Raw genomic sequence first — 14,937 nt, 5'->3', positions numbered from 1 at the left:
TATGATGGCAGAATTTTACATTATAGCTGAATCTTTTACTCAAAATGCAGCTTCATCTAAAGAACAAATTGAAACAAAAATTGAAGCATTCGGTAGCGATTTTATTAATATTCGAAAACATAAAGAAACCAATAAGCTATTTATCAATCCTGAAATTTATAACATATTATTTATAAATAATATTTCAATTTCTGATTTACTTTACAATGATGAAATTTCAAATAAAAACATAGATAGAGATGCAAGGAATATGCTAAAAAAGATAGTTTTGGAAACAGAAACTAATAGCATTAATAGTAAAGAGGTGATTGAGGTTTTATTACCTGAACATAATGAAGATTTATGTCATGGATTAATAGCATTCAATTCTGTTGACGGAGTTGATCCAGAATTTCAAATAGTTTATAATGAGAAAGGGTGGTTAAAATTTAGAAGACACTATCTTGGTTTATATCCAAAAAATGAAGAATTTTTTATTTCAGAATGTAGGAAGTATTTTCCAAATATTATATTTCACAACAATACAATCACCTCTATTAGTTCTATATTTAATAATTTTCCAAAAAAAATCGTTTATCATTTAGAAGCTTTAAACGACAGATTTAGAGAATCAGAAGATGGCTTAAGGCATCGTCAACAAGTACTCACACATTTTAGTGGTAACTGTAATTTAGATACAACAGCTTCATTAGAAGGAAATGCAGATAAAAAACCTCTATTTACCTATGAATTTGTAAATGACGAAGGAAATAATCAAAGTGTTTGCTGTGAACCACATATAAAATTGTGTACAAGTGATACACCAGGTGATAATACATATTATCAAAATAGAATATATTTTCATGAAGGATTCGAAAATATAGAAGAGAATAAAATACTAATTGGTCACATTGGTGGTCACCTTTAATAGATTTTAAAAGATGCCAACATTAAACTGGATAGGTAAAGAGAAAGTAGTAAATCATCATTTAGAGGTTCCTTTTAAGGTACTGGAACATTCCTATGGCTTTCAAAATGGTGAAATAACAGAAAAAGAATCAAGTAGTGGTAATAAAATAATTCACGGAGACAATCTAGAAGCATTAAAAGCTCTTTTACCTGAATATGAAAATAGAATTAATTGTATTTATATTGATCCGCCATATAATACTGGGGAAGAAAAATGGAAATACAATGATAACGTAAATCATCCAAAAATAAAAAAATGGTTAAATGATTTTGTGGGAAAAGAAGGTGAAGATTTAAGCAGGCATGATAAATGGTTATGCATGATATATCCAAGGTTAAAACTATTACAAAAACTCCTATCAGATGAAGGTGTAATTTTTATTTCTATAGATGATCATGAAGTTCATAATCTGATTTCAATTACAAATGAAATATTTGGAGTTCAAAACAAAGTTGCTTTATTAAGTTGGGAAAAGAAGAAAAAGGGTTCTCATTTAAATAATTGGATTACAAATGTCAAAGAGTATGTAATTGTATATTGTAAGAATAAGGCACATTTCAAGGGATTAATAGGGCAAGTTGTAAATCACAAAGAAACTTATCCATGTATTAATCCAGGCAATGCTATTGGATCAAGAATAATTCCTAAAGGTGTTAAATCCACATTCCGTGAAAAAAATCATATATTACCAAAAGGAAGTATAATTTCTGCCGGAAATATGAGTTTAGAGCTTGAATCAGAACTTGAATTGGAAAATGGTTTTTTAAAAAACGATGTAACAATTAAAAGCGAATGGAGATATGGTCAAGATAAAATAAATGAGTTTGCTAAATCTAATGAATTGTATTTCACAAGAGATTTATATTTGAGAAGAGAAGTAACTGAACCAAGATCTAAACGATTAAAAGATTGGCTACCAAGAGTAGATAATGAATATTTATTAGAATTAAAAAATGAATTGATTAATGAGTATGAAAAGGAAGTTATTGATAATGATTTAATTGACGAAATTAAAGATCAAATAAATAAAATAGAAGTATCAACACATAAAAATTTTGACACTGAAAATTTGAATGCTAGTGGATGGGGATCTAATGAAGATGGGGATGAAGAAAACAGAAAAATATTTAATAAAAAAGTATTTGATTTTCCTAAACCTTCAAAATTAATTTCAAAACTTATTTGTTCATTCAGAGACAAAGATGCAATTATTCTTGATAGTTTTGCTGGCTCTGGGACAACGGCACATGCTGTTTTAAATTTAAATGAGCAAGATGGTGGTAATAGAAAGTTTATACTTATTGAAATGGAAGATTATGCAGAAACAATTACCTCTGAAAGAGTGAAAAGAGTCATTAATGGTTATGCAGATATTGCTGGTACTGGTGGTAGTTTTGATTTTTACAAATTAGATCAATCACTTTTCAAAGAGGATGGAAATTTAAACGAAACTGTTGACATTAAAAAAATAAGGAGTTATATCTATTACACAGAGACTAAGACAGTTATCGATAATCAAAATCATATTGATAATAAATATTTCTTAAGTAAATACAATGACACCGCTTATTATTTTTATTACAAACCTGAAACGCCTAATGAATCTACAACATTAAATCATGAGTTTTTAGCAACCATGAAGACTAAAGCTGAACAGTATATTATATATGCTGACAATGTTAGTCTCGATGAATCATTCATGAAGACACATAATATTATTTTCAAAAAAATACCAAGAGGTATAACAAGATTTTAAAAAATGGAATTAAAACCTTATCAACAACAAGTAATCGCTGATCTTTCTATGTTTTTGGAATATATTCAAGAAACCAAAGATGTAAAAGAGGCATTTTATGATTTTTGGGCAAAGCATCCAAAAACCCCTTTATTTCCATTTGTTGGAACTGCAATTGAACCTTATAAAAATAACATTCCAAGAGTACCTCATATTTGTGTAAAAGTACCAACTGCCGGTGGCAAAACTTTTATTGCATGTAATGCTATAAAAACTATATATGATTCTTTTCCATTAGAAAAACCAAAAGCAGTTATTTGGTTGGTACCATCTATTACAATTTTAGATCAAACAATAAAAAATTTAAAAAATCCTTCACATCCATACCGTCAAAAAATTAACGCTCATTTTGGAAATAAAGTTGAGGTTTTTGACAAAGCAACATTGCTTCAAGGGAGTGGTTTTAATATTACTTCTATAAAAGAGCAATTGAATATTTTAGTTTTTAGTTTTGATAGTTTAAGAGCAAGAAACAAAGAAGATAGGAAGGTTTTTCAAGAAAACGGAAATTTACAATCTTTTGAAGCAGTTTTAGGTAAAGAAAATGACATTACTTTGGGTGCAGTAATAAAATACCTAAATCCATTAGTCATAGTTGATGAGAGTCACAACGCAGAAAGTGATTTAAGTGTCGATATGCTTAAAGAAATTAATCCTTGTTTTATACTCGATTTAACAGCAACACCAAGAAACAATAGTAACATTATTAGTTTTATTGATGCCTTAGAATTGAAGAAAGAAAATATGGTAAAACTTCCTGTTATTGTTTACAATCATCAAGACAAAACAGAAGTAATTAATTCATCTCTACAATTACAAAGACGCCTTGAAATTCAAGCAATAGAAGAAGAGAAAAATGGAGGGAAGTATATTCGTCCAATAGTCTTATTTCAAGCACAACCCAAAAATGGAAAAGACTTTATTAACGAAGAAGAAGAAAAATCAAATGTTCAAAAATTAAAAGAAAAATTAATTGAACTTAAAATTCCAGAAAATCAAATTAAAATAAAGACAGCAAATATCAATGAAATCAAAAACGAAGATTTGATGAGCAAAGATTGTGAGGTTAGGTTTATAATTACAATTAATGCTTTGAAAGAAGGTTGGGATTGTCCATTTGCATATATTTTAGCATCTTTAGCAGATAAAAGTTCAGCTGTTGATGTAGAACAAATTTTAGGAAGGGTATTAAGGCAACCTTATGTTACAAAACATAATTTTCCTTTACTTAATTTAAGTTATGTATTAACCGCTTCATCTAAATTTCTTGAAACATTAGATAATATTGTTAAAGGACTTAATAAAGCTGGATTTAGTGATAAGGATTATAAATTAGTTAATTCAACAACAATTGAAGAACCAAAAAAACAAAATCCGTTAGCACAACTTGATGTTTTTGCTAGTAATGAGCAATTAGTAAAAGACAGTTCTGAGGATATTACTGCAGATATTGATGTAACAAGAATTTCAATGCCTGCTGAAACACCAAGCACAACAATTTCAGAAATTGAGAAAACTGCTTTTGACCAAAACGAAATTTTTGAGAGAACCGTTTCCGAGATAGATGAAAACAAAACAATTGTTTTACCTAACGAAATTCAACAACTTGTGAAATCATATAGTATTAAAAACATTTTTAAAGAAGAAGCTAAAAAAATTTCTCTTCCACAGTTCTTCTTAAAAGTACCTGCAAATGATCTATTTGGAAAAAAAGAAGAAGAATTACCACTAGAAAAAGAAAATCTATTAGAAGGTTTTAAACTAAGTCAAGAAGAAAGAAAGATTGATTTTGCAAGTATTTCGTCAGAATTATACAAAGTAGATTTAGATGAAACAAAAAGCGAACACACTCCAACATTTGTTAGACTTGATGGTCTTGTAAAGGAAAGTGTGATGGCGTATATTCTCGACCCATCAAGAAAAGATACAAGAGTGAAAAATTTCACTAAAAGAATAATGGATATAATTGGAAATATGTATCCGATTCCAGACAAAGAAATTGAAAAATATATTAAACTAATTTTAGAAGATTTCACAGACGAACAGTTTAATGATTTTGCTAATAATGAATACACTTATACAGATAAAATAAAGAATAAAATAAAATTTTTATCTGAAGCATTTGCCGAACAAAAATTTAAAGATTTTTTAGATACTGATAAAGTATTTATTAAACCTTCATTTAATTTGCCTACTAACATTTCTCCTGGTACAACTTCAAAAGATATTACAAAATCGCTTTATGAGAAAGAGGGCAGTATGAATGGATACGAAGAGAAAGTTATTAATGAAATAGGTAACATGACAAATATTTCATTTTGGACAAGAAATATCGAAAGAAGAGGATTTAGGATAAATGGTTTTGTGAATCACTACCCTGATTTTATTATTCAAACAAAAAGTGGTAAAACAATAATTCTTGAAACTAAAGGCGACCATTTGGATGCTGAACAAAAAATTAGACTTGGTAATTTTTGGGCAAATAAGGCAGGCAATAATTACCGTTATTTTATGGTTTATGAAAGAAGAACTGTAGATGGAGCATATAAATTAGAAGATTTTTTAAACTTAATTAAAAATATTTAAGAAAACTATAATAATTATTTAGAAGATGCCGTAAGGGATTAAACATAATCAAGATTTAAATATGTTATCTTCATTAGAAAACTATCTAATGGGTAACTGATTTCTCTGATAAACAGCAATTTTATACTCTTTTGTTTCTCGTAAAGCATGAAGAAAAAAGTTGATATTATCCAAACTTAATTTTGATAAAATATCATAGCTTTTCTTATGGCATTTTCTATATTTTTTACCACTACCACAAAAACAAATAGAAACTCTATCTATTTTTTTTCCTTCAATAATTTGGATTAACCCAAATTCAATATTAAAAATATTATCAGTCATAAAAGTTTCTTCAAAAAACTCAATCCAACCTTTATTGCCGTGAGATCGTTCCTTTAAAAAATAACCATTTTGGTTCCTATATATTTGGCTGTAAAAATAATTTTTAACTTGATTATCTATGAATGAAAGCAAAGTTATGCCACTATTGCAAATTATGATTTCTTCTGGAGGTGAAGCTATACAACAGTTGCCCGTTGCTTCAAAAATATGCCAATCTACATTTTTTGGAATACGGCCACCAGTTTCAAATACTAATGGAAAACTATTAGGATAATTAGGTACACATTTAATTTCAATTTGATAGCTATCTTCAATTGCACCATATTGATCCGTTAAGTTGAAAGAACCAAAGACACATGGAATACCATCATCATTTTTATATGATAGTTCCTTGTGTTTCTTAATGACATCTGTTATTTGTTCTACAAAAATGGTATAGCCTTTCATTTATTATTTCCCCCAAGGTCTAGATAATGCCGCTCCACCAGTTGTGGCAGCGTTACTATTTGATTGTTCATTTTTATCTTCTCCATCAGGAAATCTGGTTCCTAAATGTTTTTGCCATAATCTACTTGCTTTTAGTTGATTTTGCTCCTTTAATGCAGCTTCTGCATCAGAAAGAAAACTATCCAAATTGTTTAGAAAATTATTTTTTCTATTTTCATCATAATCTGAAAACAAATTGTCTTTCGGTGTTACAGGAACTATACATTCAAATTTTTGTGCTAAAGCTTTTTTAATTTCTCTTAATATATCGGTTAATAAAATATCATCCCTATCATTAAGTACAATTTTATCTTTAGCATTCATCGCTAAAATAGTCATCGCAAGTCCACTTGGCATTTTATTTCTTTTATGGTCACACCAAGCTTTTAACTCCTTAATGGTTTTAATAATTTTTCCATTAGCATCCTTATTTTCATTAAACCAATCTATGAGTGCTTTTGGATCACTATCTTCCCAACCATTATTTTTAACTGCCAATTTATATTCTTGTCCATCAATTTTATAATAAACAGGAATATCAATTTCGTAATCTCCTGAAAATATGTTTCGAATACATTTTTTCCTATGTTCTGGTGAAGTAGAAGTATAACCGTTAACAGCATCCCAAATCCAATTTTGTAACGTGGTTGCAGTAACATCAGGGGTTCTAAAAAAATAAACACCATCATCCAAATCACAAATATCATCTTTAGTCCTAATACCAGTCTTCATTTTATAGGAGCCTTGTATGTAAAACTTTGGGATATATTCAGAATGATTTTCTTTAAAATATTTTCTAATTCTTTCTCTCAACCCATCTTTAGATGTGGTCATCTTTGTTTTCTTATTTGACGTTAGAGAAACTTCAGTATTAAATTCTCCAAACAAGTTGTGACAATTTGCCATATTTATATGTTTTTATAGTTCTTAATAGATTTAAAAAATTCTAGAATTTCAGGCTTTGTTGCGTATGTATTCCCAACTTGATTTCCTAATGATTTTATGGTGGATAACGTTTTTTTATCAGCTCTATCCATGGTAATAATATTCATTTGAGCTTTTGACAATTCAGGTGATTTTATTCGAAAGTATTTACCTTTTGGATTTATTTTAGGTACAATTTTTAATAAAAAATAATCTGTAAAATAAGACTGACCATCTAATGCTGTTTGAAACATTTTCTCCTTCCAACCGATAATGGATTTTGATTTATTTGATGTTGATACCCAACCATTAGGAGTAGCTATACTAGAAATTGATAAAATACGGAAATCATCAAATTCTTTTTCCTCACCTACATAATAATCTACTGCTTCCAATAGTCCACATAATGAAGGGTTATTTGCCCAAACACCACCATCAGTATATAAGAAATTGTTATGTTCATGAACAGGGTAATAGCTTGGTGCAGCTGAAGTAGCTAAAGCAATATCTACGAGTTTTATAGTATTATCTACAAAATGTTCAGTTTGACTACCTGACTTTTTAAAGACCTTTGGTTGACCATTTGTCAAATTAAAACTTGGTATACAAAGTAAATTAGTAGCATCATTCATCGTTTTGTCTCCAAACAAATCTTCAAGGATCCTTTTTAATGGCTTGACAGAATGTTTATTTGAAAAGAAAATTTGCTTAATGGATTTAAATGAATTCTGAAAACCTCTAATAAAATTACTATTTGAAGTAGGAAAAATTTTAGAGCCGTTTGTTGTATACAAATCAACCAAATCATTTGCACTCATTCCATTCGCAAGTCCTATGGCAATTAATCCACCGGTTGAAGTACCACAAATCATGTCAAAATGATCAGCAATTTTTTTACCAGTTTTGTTTTCAAGTGAAGCTAAAATGGAAGCACTATATAATCCCTTAATTCCGCCTCCATCAATTGAAAGTATTTTAAACGTTTTGCTTTCCATAATCAGTATTAATTAGAGTAATCATTATTACAATAAAACCTAGAAATAATCCAACAGATGCTTGGAAACTTTTTATTATATTATGTTGGATGTCATTGCAGAAACTTTCACAATTATAGTTTATTAAGCTATAAGGCATTCCTAATTTACTTAAAGCTTTCTCTACTAATTTTCTTCTTTCAAAATCGTTCCCTTGAAATTTTTCTACACGTGTTATACTTATTACATCTTGAAAAAAATCTTCAACTCTTGTTAACTTTACACCCACACCAATTATGTTTTCACAGATTAGATGCTGTCCTTGGCTATTATATCCAAGATATAATGCATGATGCTGCACAATACCTAACAAACTTTTTGGTACAACTACTCTGTCTCCAGGTTCTAAGTCTAATTGCTTTATTAATTGTAATTCTCTATTCATATTCATATTTTTATTTAATTGCTTTCATTGATATTAAATTGTCTAAATTATCTTTTGTAGTAGCATTAGCTTCACTCCTCAAATATTCTTTTCCAAATGCCTGAATATATGTTACTTTGGATTTTATAAACCAATCTGGGTAATTCCATATTATTGTTCTGATAACATTACCTTTTTTTAATAAAGCTATTGTACTGGCCTCAGATGTTTTTTCACCCATATTCCATGAATCTCCATCATTAACAGGATGTAACATTACATGAGTAATGTTTTTATTAGAATCTTTCCACACACCTGATATTACATAATTTGCTGACTTGCTCATTCTCCTTTTTTTTTAGTTAATCACCTTGTATACATTGTAATGCTATAAAAATTTCATAAATTGCCATTCCTATGGAAATTTTTTAAAAAATTTAAGCATTACTATAAAAATGAAGTCAGATAATAGAAAAGTTGCAACATTTGATGAGAAATGCCGTGCACTTCAGGAGATTTATACTTCTGAGTTTTACACGGTTCTTTTCAAGCATGCTATAATTAGGCTCAAGACTGTTTTTAATATAAAGTATAACAAGGAAAGAGGGTTTAGAGGTATTATGATTGAAGATGTAATTAATGATACAATAGAGTCATTTTTAAGAGATGGTGGCCGCCAATGGTATCCTGAAAAATTTCCTGACTTTCGAAAGCAGATTATCAGCGGACTTGATAGTGTAATTTATAACACTTTAAATGCGGAGCTTGAAAAAGCAAGTGACACATTTGAAATTTTAGAACATGATTCCGACATTTCTGAAGATGACGAAAAGTATAAGTTATTATTATCAGCATGTCATATAGAATTGGAATCAATGGGAGCAACAGATGTTGAATTACTGCTCTTTGAACCATATATTATTAATGAAATGAAGAGGAATGATTTATCACAATTACTTGGAATAAGTAATGAAGAATTAACAAATATCAAAAAGCGATTAGATCGCAAATTACCTCTTATTAAGGAAAAATTGAAAGTTTTGAATTATGAAAAATAAATTCATAAAAAAGATTGACGAAGCGATTATCTCTCAAGTTATTGAAGGAGATTCTAGTGCGTATGATGAAATGCTTAAAGCAGATGGTCATGATATTGCCGATATGGAAACTTATGCTCAAAAGAACTTCCGTAAGCATTCTTTTTTGTTAAAAGGAATAATTAATAAGCAGAAAGATTTATTATTATTAGAAAGAGCTTCACTTTTATTGCAAAACGCAATTGAAAAAAATATCGATAAGCCAATTAGTTATTTAAAAGGATTGATTGCTAATAATCAATTTCAAGTTCAATATAGAAATCTTGAAAACTTGGATGTTGAAGAAATCAAGGAAATTATTAAAGATCAAAATTTATTAGAATTATTGGAGCAATTGGAAGATGATCAAAAATAAAAAAGGTTCTAATAAAGCTAAAGCATTACTTGAGGAAATTGGCTTTGACGAAATTACCGACATTCCTATGGATATATTTGTTGCTGGACTTGGAGCAACATTAATTGAAGAGTCACTTCCTAATTCTGATGGTAAAATTATTAGGGGAAACACTAAAACTTTAATAAAAGTCAATTCGGATATTCAGTTTGAGGAAAGACGTCGTTTTACAATTGCTCACGAAGTCGGTCATTATCTATTGCATAGCAAGCTTGAACTTGAAGTACATAATGAAACTTCTAATTCCTTAAATTGGTTCAATTCTGCAGAACAGCAAGCAAAAAAAGGAGTTCAAGAGTGGGAAGCAAACGATTTTGCTGCAGAATTATTAATGCCTGAAGCATTAGTTAGAAAAGAAACCTTTCGTAAAAAATTTTCGCCTGATTTAGTTAAACAGTTGTCAAAAAGATTTAAAACAAGTATAACATCAATTATTTATCGATTATTGTCTTTAGATATATATCCACTTTTTGTTGTCTTTATAAGTGCAGGTATCGTTAGATATTGGAGTAAATCCAATAATTTTTGGGTAAGAGTTCAAAATATAACTAAACTTCCGCCGCCTCAAAATTCTGTTGCAGAAGAATATGTCGAAGCGGGATATGAGTATATTTACACAGGTAATGATAAAACTCAGACTATAGATAAATCAACTTGGTTCGAATTAAAAGAGGATGAAGATGATAGTGATTTTTTTGAATATTGTATTCCAACAAAACAATATCAAACTATAATTTCGGTAATATGGGAAGAATAAGAGTTATATCTAATTCTTAATTATTTCATCTACAGATTTGTAACAAGTACAGCCATTGAACATCTATTTTTTAGTTAATTTTGATAGTAATTTTTAATTCATTATATTTGCTTTGTAAGATTTCAAAATTTGCAACTCAGAAATGAGGGGCAAAAGCGAGACCCTAAAATAGGAAAAAAATATATAATCCTTATATATAAAGGCATTAGAGAAGGAGTACAAATCCCTCTTTCTCCGCGAAAAGCACCTCAACGAGGTGCTTTTTTCATTTTAATACTTTCCTTGCTATTTTATAGGATTAACAGGATCAAGTTCAAAACACCAGAAACTTCGAGGCGCAAACAGTAAGGCTCAATATTTATTACTCAAGAGTAAAAAACTACACTCCTACCATCTCCAAAAGAATCAAAAAACAAAAGATACAACCCTGAGTTAATTCAGATCACAAATAGGTGTACTGTTTTTTATAGCTACTTTACGGTTTTCCATTTTTCACTTCCACAAAATTTCGATACTTTTAGCACTAATTTACATTCAATTTAATACAAAACCCTACTTGCTTCATGGCAGCCGAACAAAAACAAAAATTAGAACAACAACTATGGAATATTGCCAACACCCTTCGTGGGAAAATGGATGCCGATGATTTCAGAGACTACATATTAGGATTTATTTTTTACAAGTACTTGAGTACAAAAATGGAATTGTATGCCAACACCATCCTTCAACCCGATGGATTGACCTTTCAAGACATCGAAGGACATGCAGAGGAAGCCGCAATTTTAGAAGAAATCAAACAATTAGCTTTAGACAAATTAGGTTACTTTTTATTGCCATCTGAATTGTTTTCAGAATTGGCAAGAAGAGGCAACGCAGGCGGAAAAAACAATTTCATCCTCGGCGATTTGTCCAAAGTACTCACACATATTGAGCAAAGCACTATGGGTTCTGAAAGTGAGGAAGATTTTGGCAACCTCTTTTCCGACCTCGATTTGACCTCACACAAACTAGGAAAATCCGAAGCCGACAAAAACGAACTCATTGTTAAAGTCCTCGTGCATCTAGACGAAATTGACTTTGATTTAGAAAATACCGATAGCGATGTACTGGGCGACGCTTACGAATATCTGATTGGGCAGTTTGCTAGTGGCGCAGGCAAAAAAGCAGGCGAATTCTACACGCCCCAGCAAGTCAGTAGCATTTTGGCTCAGCTAGTGACCGTTGGCAAAGACCAACTCAAAAGCGTCTACGACCCCACTTGCGGTTCGGGTTCCTTATTGTTGCGTGTAGCCAAAGAAGTAAAAGACGTCAGCGCTTTTTATGGACAAGAAATGAATCCTACGACCTACAACTTGTGTCGTATGAACATGATCATGCACGATGTACACTACAAGCGATTCGACATCAAAAACGAAGATACGCTCGAACGCCCACAGCATTACGATTTGCGTTTTGAAGCCATTGTGGCCAATCCGCCTTTCTCTGCCAATTGGTCTGCGAGTCCTTTGTTCATGAACGACGACCGTTTCTCTGCTTATGGCAAACTCGCCCCAAGCTCCAAAGCCGATTTTGCTTTTGTGCAACACATGATACACCAGCTAGACGAAAACGGAACCATGGCCATCGTGCTTCCTCACGGCGTACTGTTTCGTGGCGGTGCCGAGGGACACATCCGCGAATATTTGATTAAAGAAAAAAACTACCTCGATGCCGTGATAGGTTTGCCCGCCAATATTTTTTACGGCACCAGCATCCCAACCTGTATTTTGGTATTGAAGAAAAAACGAACCGATCCCGAAAACATTTTGTTTATAGACGCCAGCCAACATTTTGAAAAGGTAAAAACCCAAAACGTCCTGCGCAAAGAAGACATTGACAAAATAATCGATACCTATAAAAACCGCACCACCGAAGAAAAATATTCGCAAATCGCCCCTATTTCCCGTACAGACGCGATTTATCGCGTCTCTACCATCGCCGAAAATGATTATAATTTAAATATCCCTCGCTATGTAGATACCTTCGAAGAAGAAGACGCCATAGACCTACAAGCCATAACCGAGGAATTGCGCACCTTAGCCACCCAAAGCAAAACAACCGATGCTACCATAACCGATTTTTGTACCGAATTAGGAATCCAAACCCCATTTTAATCATGAAAAGTACTTTACATACACAAGAGTATTGGGGCGTTCCCCTATCGGGTCGGGCTATCCGTTACAATCTTTTTTGCCCGAAAAAAGGCAAAAAAGGATTTTCACTTCTATCCCTAACGCAAAAAAATACCTGCCATGAATAAACTAAACGTACCACAATTGAGGTTTAAGGGGTTTGAAGGGGAATGGGAGGAGAAAAATATTGAAGATTTATGTACTATGCAAGCTGGCAAATTCATTTCTGCATCGGAAATAAAAGACAATTATTCAGAAGATTTGTTTCCATGTTATGGCGGAAATGGGTTAAGAGGTTATACATCATCATTTAATTATGATGGTAATTATTCCTTGATTGGTCGTCAGGGTGCACTTTGTGGAAATATAACATTTGCAAAAAATAAATTTTATGCAACTGAACATGCCATCGTTGTAAATGTTAATCAAAATATTGATAAAAATTGGATGTATTATATATTGAATATTAAAAATTTAAATCAATATGCTACTGGTCAAGCACAACCTGGTTTATCTGTTCAAAATATAAAAAAAGTTAATGTAACTATTACAAACTCCCTCCCTGAGCAACAAAAAATAGCGTCCTTTTTAAGTGCGATCGATGAAAAAATACAGCAATTGTCCCGCAAAAAGGAATTGTTAGAACAATACAAAAAAGGCGTAATGCAACAATTGTTCTCAGGCAAATTGCGCTTCAAAGACGAGAATGGAAAGGACTACCCTGATTGGGAGGAGAAACGATTGGGTGATTTTAAGAATCTTGTTCATGGTGATGGAGATTGGATATTATCTGAAAATATTGATGCTGGTGAAAAATATTCTATAATTCAATTAGGTAATATAGGTTTTGGAAAGTTTATAAATAAACCAATGAAAACATTATCCGAAAAAAACTTTAAAGTAATTAAAGGAACTTTAATTGAAAACGGAGATTTACTTATTAATAGAATGGTTGATGTGAATTTGAATGCATGTGTATTTAAATTTACAGGATTATATGTAACAAGTGTAGATGTATGTTGGATAAGAGCAGGAAGTAATATTAATAATGTATTTTTTTCAAATCTTATTTTAACTGAAAAATATCAAAAAAAATTATTAAGTCTTTCAAGTGGTTCTGGTAGAGTTAGAATAAGTAAAAAAAACTTTTTTGATAAATTCTATTTTGAACTTCCATGTTTGGAAGAACAACAAAAAATCGCCAATTTTTTATCCAGCATCGATGCCAAAATAGAAAACACGAAGGACGAATTAGAAAAAATACAATTATTTAAAAAAGGATTGTTGCAAAAAATGTTTGTGTAGAGACGCGATTTATCGCGTCTATTTGTGCGTTATAAAATTGTTGGAAATGGTAGAAACGCGATTTATCGCGTCTATATTGGCAAATTCGAATTGTGAAGGATAGTAGAGAAGCGATTTATCGCGTCTGTACTGCGGATAGCATGGCGGATAATGCATACCGTAATTGCGATTTTGCATGATGTAGAGAAGCGATTTATCGCGTCTATTTGTGCGTTATAAAATTGTTGGAAATGGTAGAAACGCGATTTATCGCGTCTATATTGATGAAATCGAATTGTAGGTAATGAAAGAGACGCGATAAATCGCGTCTGTACCGGATAGCATATAGCAAAATGAATCATTTTATAAAAAAATGATGATATTCAATAATAATGAAATATGAAAAAATTTCAAAATAAATATCGCATTCCATCCGCCCGATTGCAAAATTGGGATTATGGCAATAATGGTGCCTATTTTATCACAATATGCACTGATAAAATGGAATGTTTGTTTGGGGATGTTGTTTCCAATGCGGATGTTTCCAATGCGGATGTTTCCAATGCGGATGTTTCCAATGCGGATGTTTCCAATGCGGATGTTTCCAATGCGGATGTTTCCAATGCGGATGTTTCCAATGCGGACGTTTCCAATGCGGACGTTTCCAATGCGGACGTTTCCAATGCGGACGTTTCCAATGCGGACGTTTCCAATGCGGACGTTTCCAATGCGGACGTTTCCAATGCGGACGTTTCCAATGCGGACGTTTCCA

At 31.3% G+C, this 14,937-nt stretch carries 14 protein-coding genes; 9 read left to right on the top strand and 5 right to left on the bottom strand.

Annotated features, from left to right (window positions below):
* The first annotated feature begins 1 nt into the window (after position 1).
* From WFZ86_RS14940 to WFZ86_RS14930, 3 genes are read left to right on the top strand one after another with little or no spacing between them, the layout of a single operon-like run.
* Positions 2-907: a hypothetical protein gene (locus WFZ86_RS14940; RefSeq protein ID WP_342692671.1), complete on the top strand. Its 906-nt coding sequence runs from the start codon at positions 2-4 to the stop codon at positions 905-907.
* Positions 908-920: 13 nt separating this feature from the next.
* A complete protein-coding gene (locus tag WFZ86_RS14935; protein WP_342692670.1) occupies positions 921-2,705 on the top strand; it encodes a site-specific DNA-methyltransferase in 1,785 nt (594 codons plus the stop codon).
* Positions 2,706-2,708: 3 nt separating this feature from the next.
* Positions 2,709-5,330 (top strand): DEAD/DEAH box helicase, encoded by a 2,622-nt coding sequence (locus WFZ86_RS14930; protein ID WP_342692669.1) that lies wholly within the window; start codon positions 2,709-2,711, stop codon positions 5,328-5,330.
* Positions 5,331-5,411: 81 nt separating this feature from the next.
* Here the strand turns inward: WFZ86_RS14930 and WFZ86_RS14925 are convergent, their stop codons facing one another.
* Genes WFZ86_RS14925 through WFZ86_RS14905 form a run of 5 tightly spaced genes read right to left on the bottom strand, consistent with a single transcriptional unit; the run spans position 5,412 to position 8,808 of the window.
* Positions 5,412-6,101 (bottom strand): hypothetical protein, encoded by a 690-nt coding sequence (locus WFZ86_RS14925; RefSeq protein ID WP_342692668.1) that lies wholly within the window; start codon positions 6,099-6,101, stop codon positions 5,412-5,414.
* A 3-nt stretch (positions 6,102-6,104) separates the two neighbouring features.
* Complete coding sequence (locus WFZ86_RS14920) at positions 6,105-7,046, bottom strand: CBASS cGAMP synthase (RefSeq protein WP_342692667.1); 942 nt, start codon at positions 7,044-7,046, stop codon at positions 6,105-6,107.
* A gap of 2 nt (positions 7,047-7,048) precedes the next feature.
* Entirely contained in the window at positions 7,049-8,059 is a 1,011-nt protein-coding gene (locus tag WFZ86_RS14915; RefSeq protein WP_342692666.1) for a CBASS cGAMP-activated phospholipase, read from the bottom strand.
* Positions 8,040-8,483 (bottom strand): lecithin retinol acyltransferase family protein, encoded by a 444-nt coding sequence (locus tag WFZ86_RS14910; RefSeq protein ID WP_342692665.1) that lies wholly within the window; start codon positions 8,481-8,483, stop codon positions 8,040-8,042. Before WFZ86_RS14910 ends, WFZ86_RS14915 begins: the two co-directional genes overlap by 20 nt.
* A gap of 10 nt (positions 8,484-8,493) precedes the next feature.
* Positions 8,494-8,808, bottom strand: a complete 315-nt coding sequence (locus tag WFZ86_RS14905) for a DUF3892 domain-containing protein (protein WP_342692664.1) — start codon at positions 8,806-8,808, stop codon at positions 8,494-8,496.
* Positions 8,809-8,917: 109 nt separating this feature from the next.
* On the opposite strand from WFZ86_RS14905, the gene WFZ86_RS14900 reads away from it, so the two are divergent.
* From WFZ86_RS14900 to WFZ86_RS20425, 6 genes are all read left to right on the top strand, one after another.
* Complete coding sequence (locus tag WFZ86_RS14900) at positions 8,918-9,520, top strand: hypothetical protein (protein WP_342692663.1); 603 nt, start codon at positions 8,918-8,920, stop codon at positions 9,518-9,520.
* A complete protein-coding gene (locus tag WFZ86_RS14895; protein ID WP_342692662.1) occupies positions 9,510-9,914 on the top strand; it encodes a hypothetical protein in 405 nt (134 codons plus the stop codon). The genes WFZ86_RS14900 and WFZ86_RS14895 overlap by 11 nt, the downstream gene beginning before the upstream one ends.
* Complete coding sequence (locus WFZ86_RS14890; RefSeq protein ID WP_342692661.1) at positions 9,901-10,710, top strand: ImmA/IrrE family metallo-endopeptidase; 810 nt, start codon at positions 9,901-9,903, stop codon at positions 10,708-10,710. Before WFZ86_RS14895 ends, WFZ86_RS14890 begins: the two co-directional genes overlap by 14 nt.
* 563 nt (positions 10,711-11,273) lie before the next feature.
* Positions 11,274-12,863, top strand: coding sequence for a type I restriction-modification system subunit M (locus WFZ86_RS14885; protein WP_342692660.1), 1,590 nt, complete (start codon positions 11,274-11,276; stop codon positions 12,861-12,863).
* A 138-nt stretch (positions 12,864-13,001) separates the two neighbouring features.
* Positions 13,002-14,186 (top strand): restriction endonuclease subunit S, encoded by a 1,185-nt coding sequence (locus WFZ86_RS14880; RefSeq protein WP_342692659.1) that lies wholly within the window; start codon positions 13,002-13,004, stop codon positions 14,184-14,186.
* Positions 14,187-14,564: 378 nt separating this feature from the next.
* Positions 14,565-14,937: pentapeptide repeat-containing protein (locus WFZ86_RS20425; protein ID WP_425402881.1), on the top strand; the 373-nt coding region annotated here is incomplete at its 3' end.

The sequence above is a fragment of the Flavobacterium polysaccharolyticum genome (assembly GCF_038739875.1).
GTDB lineage: Bacteria > Bacteroidota > Bacteroidia > Flavobacteriales > Flavobacteriaceae > Flavobacterium > Flavobacterium polysaccharolyticum.
The sequence above is the reverse complement of the archived record's forward strand: the minus strand, read 5'-3'. Positions and strand labels throughout refer to the sequence as shown.

Excerpts from the sequence above, each read along its gene's own strand:
- WFZ86_RS14940 (WP_342692671.1), top strand. The coding sequence starts at position 2 with ATGATGGCAGAATTTTACATTATAGCTGAATCTTTTACTCAAAATGCA.
- WFZ86_RS14935 (WP_342692670.1), top strand. The coding sequence starts at position 921 with ATGCCAACATTAAACTGGATAGGTAAAGAGAAAGTAGTAAATCATCAT.
- WFZ86_RS14930 (WP_342692669.1), top strand. The coding sequence starts at position 2,709 with ATGGAATTAAAACCTTATCAACAACAAGTAATCGCTGATCTTTCTATG.
- WFZ86_RS14925 (WP_342692668.1), bottom strand. The coding sequence starts at position 6,101 with ATGAAAGGCTATACCATTTTTGTAGAACAAATAACAGATGTCATTAAG.
- WFZ86_RS14920 (WP_342692667.1), bottom strand. The coding sequence starts at position 7,046 with ATGGCAAATTGTCACAACTTGTTTGGAGAATTTAATACTGAAGTTTCT.
- WFZ86_RS14915 (WP_342692666.1), bottom strand. The coding sequence starts at position 8,059 with ATGGAAAGCAAAACGTTTAAAATACTTTCAATTGATGGAGGCGGAATT.
- WFZ86_RS14910 (WP_342692665.1), bottom strand. The coding sequence starts at position 8,483 with ATGAATAGAGAATTACAATTAATAAAGCAATTAGACTTAGAACCTGGA.
- WFZ86_RS14905 (WP_342692664.1), bottom strand. The coding sequence starts at position 8,808 with ATGAGCAAGTCAGCAAATTATGTAATATCAGGTGTGTGGAAAGATTCT.
- WFZ86_RS14900 (WP_342692663.1), top strand. The coding sequence starts at position 8,918 with ATGAAGTCAGATAATAGAAAAGTTGCAACATTTGATGAGAAATGCCGT.
- WFZ86_RS14895 (WP_342692662.1), top strand. The coding sequence starts at position 9,510 with ATGAAAAATAAATTCATAAAAAAGATTGACGAAGCGATTATCTCTCAA.
- WFZ86_RS14890 (WP_342692661.1), top strand. The coding sequence starts at position 9,901 with ATGATCAAAAATAAAAAAGGTTCTAATAAAGCTAAAGCATTACTTGAG.
- WFZ86_RS14885 (WP_342692660.1), top strand. The coding sequence starts at position 11,274 with ATGGCAGCCGAACAAAAACAAAAATTAGAACAACAACTATGGAATATT.
- WFZ86_RS14880 (WP_342692659.1), top strand. The coding sequence starts at position 13,002 with ATGAATAAACTAAACGTACCACAATTGAGGTTTAAGGGGTTTGAAGGG.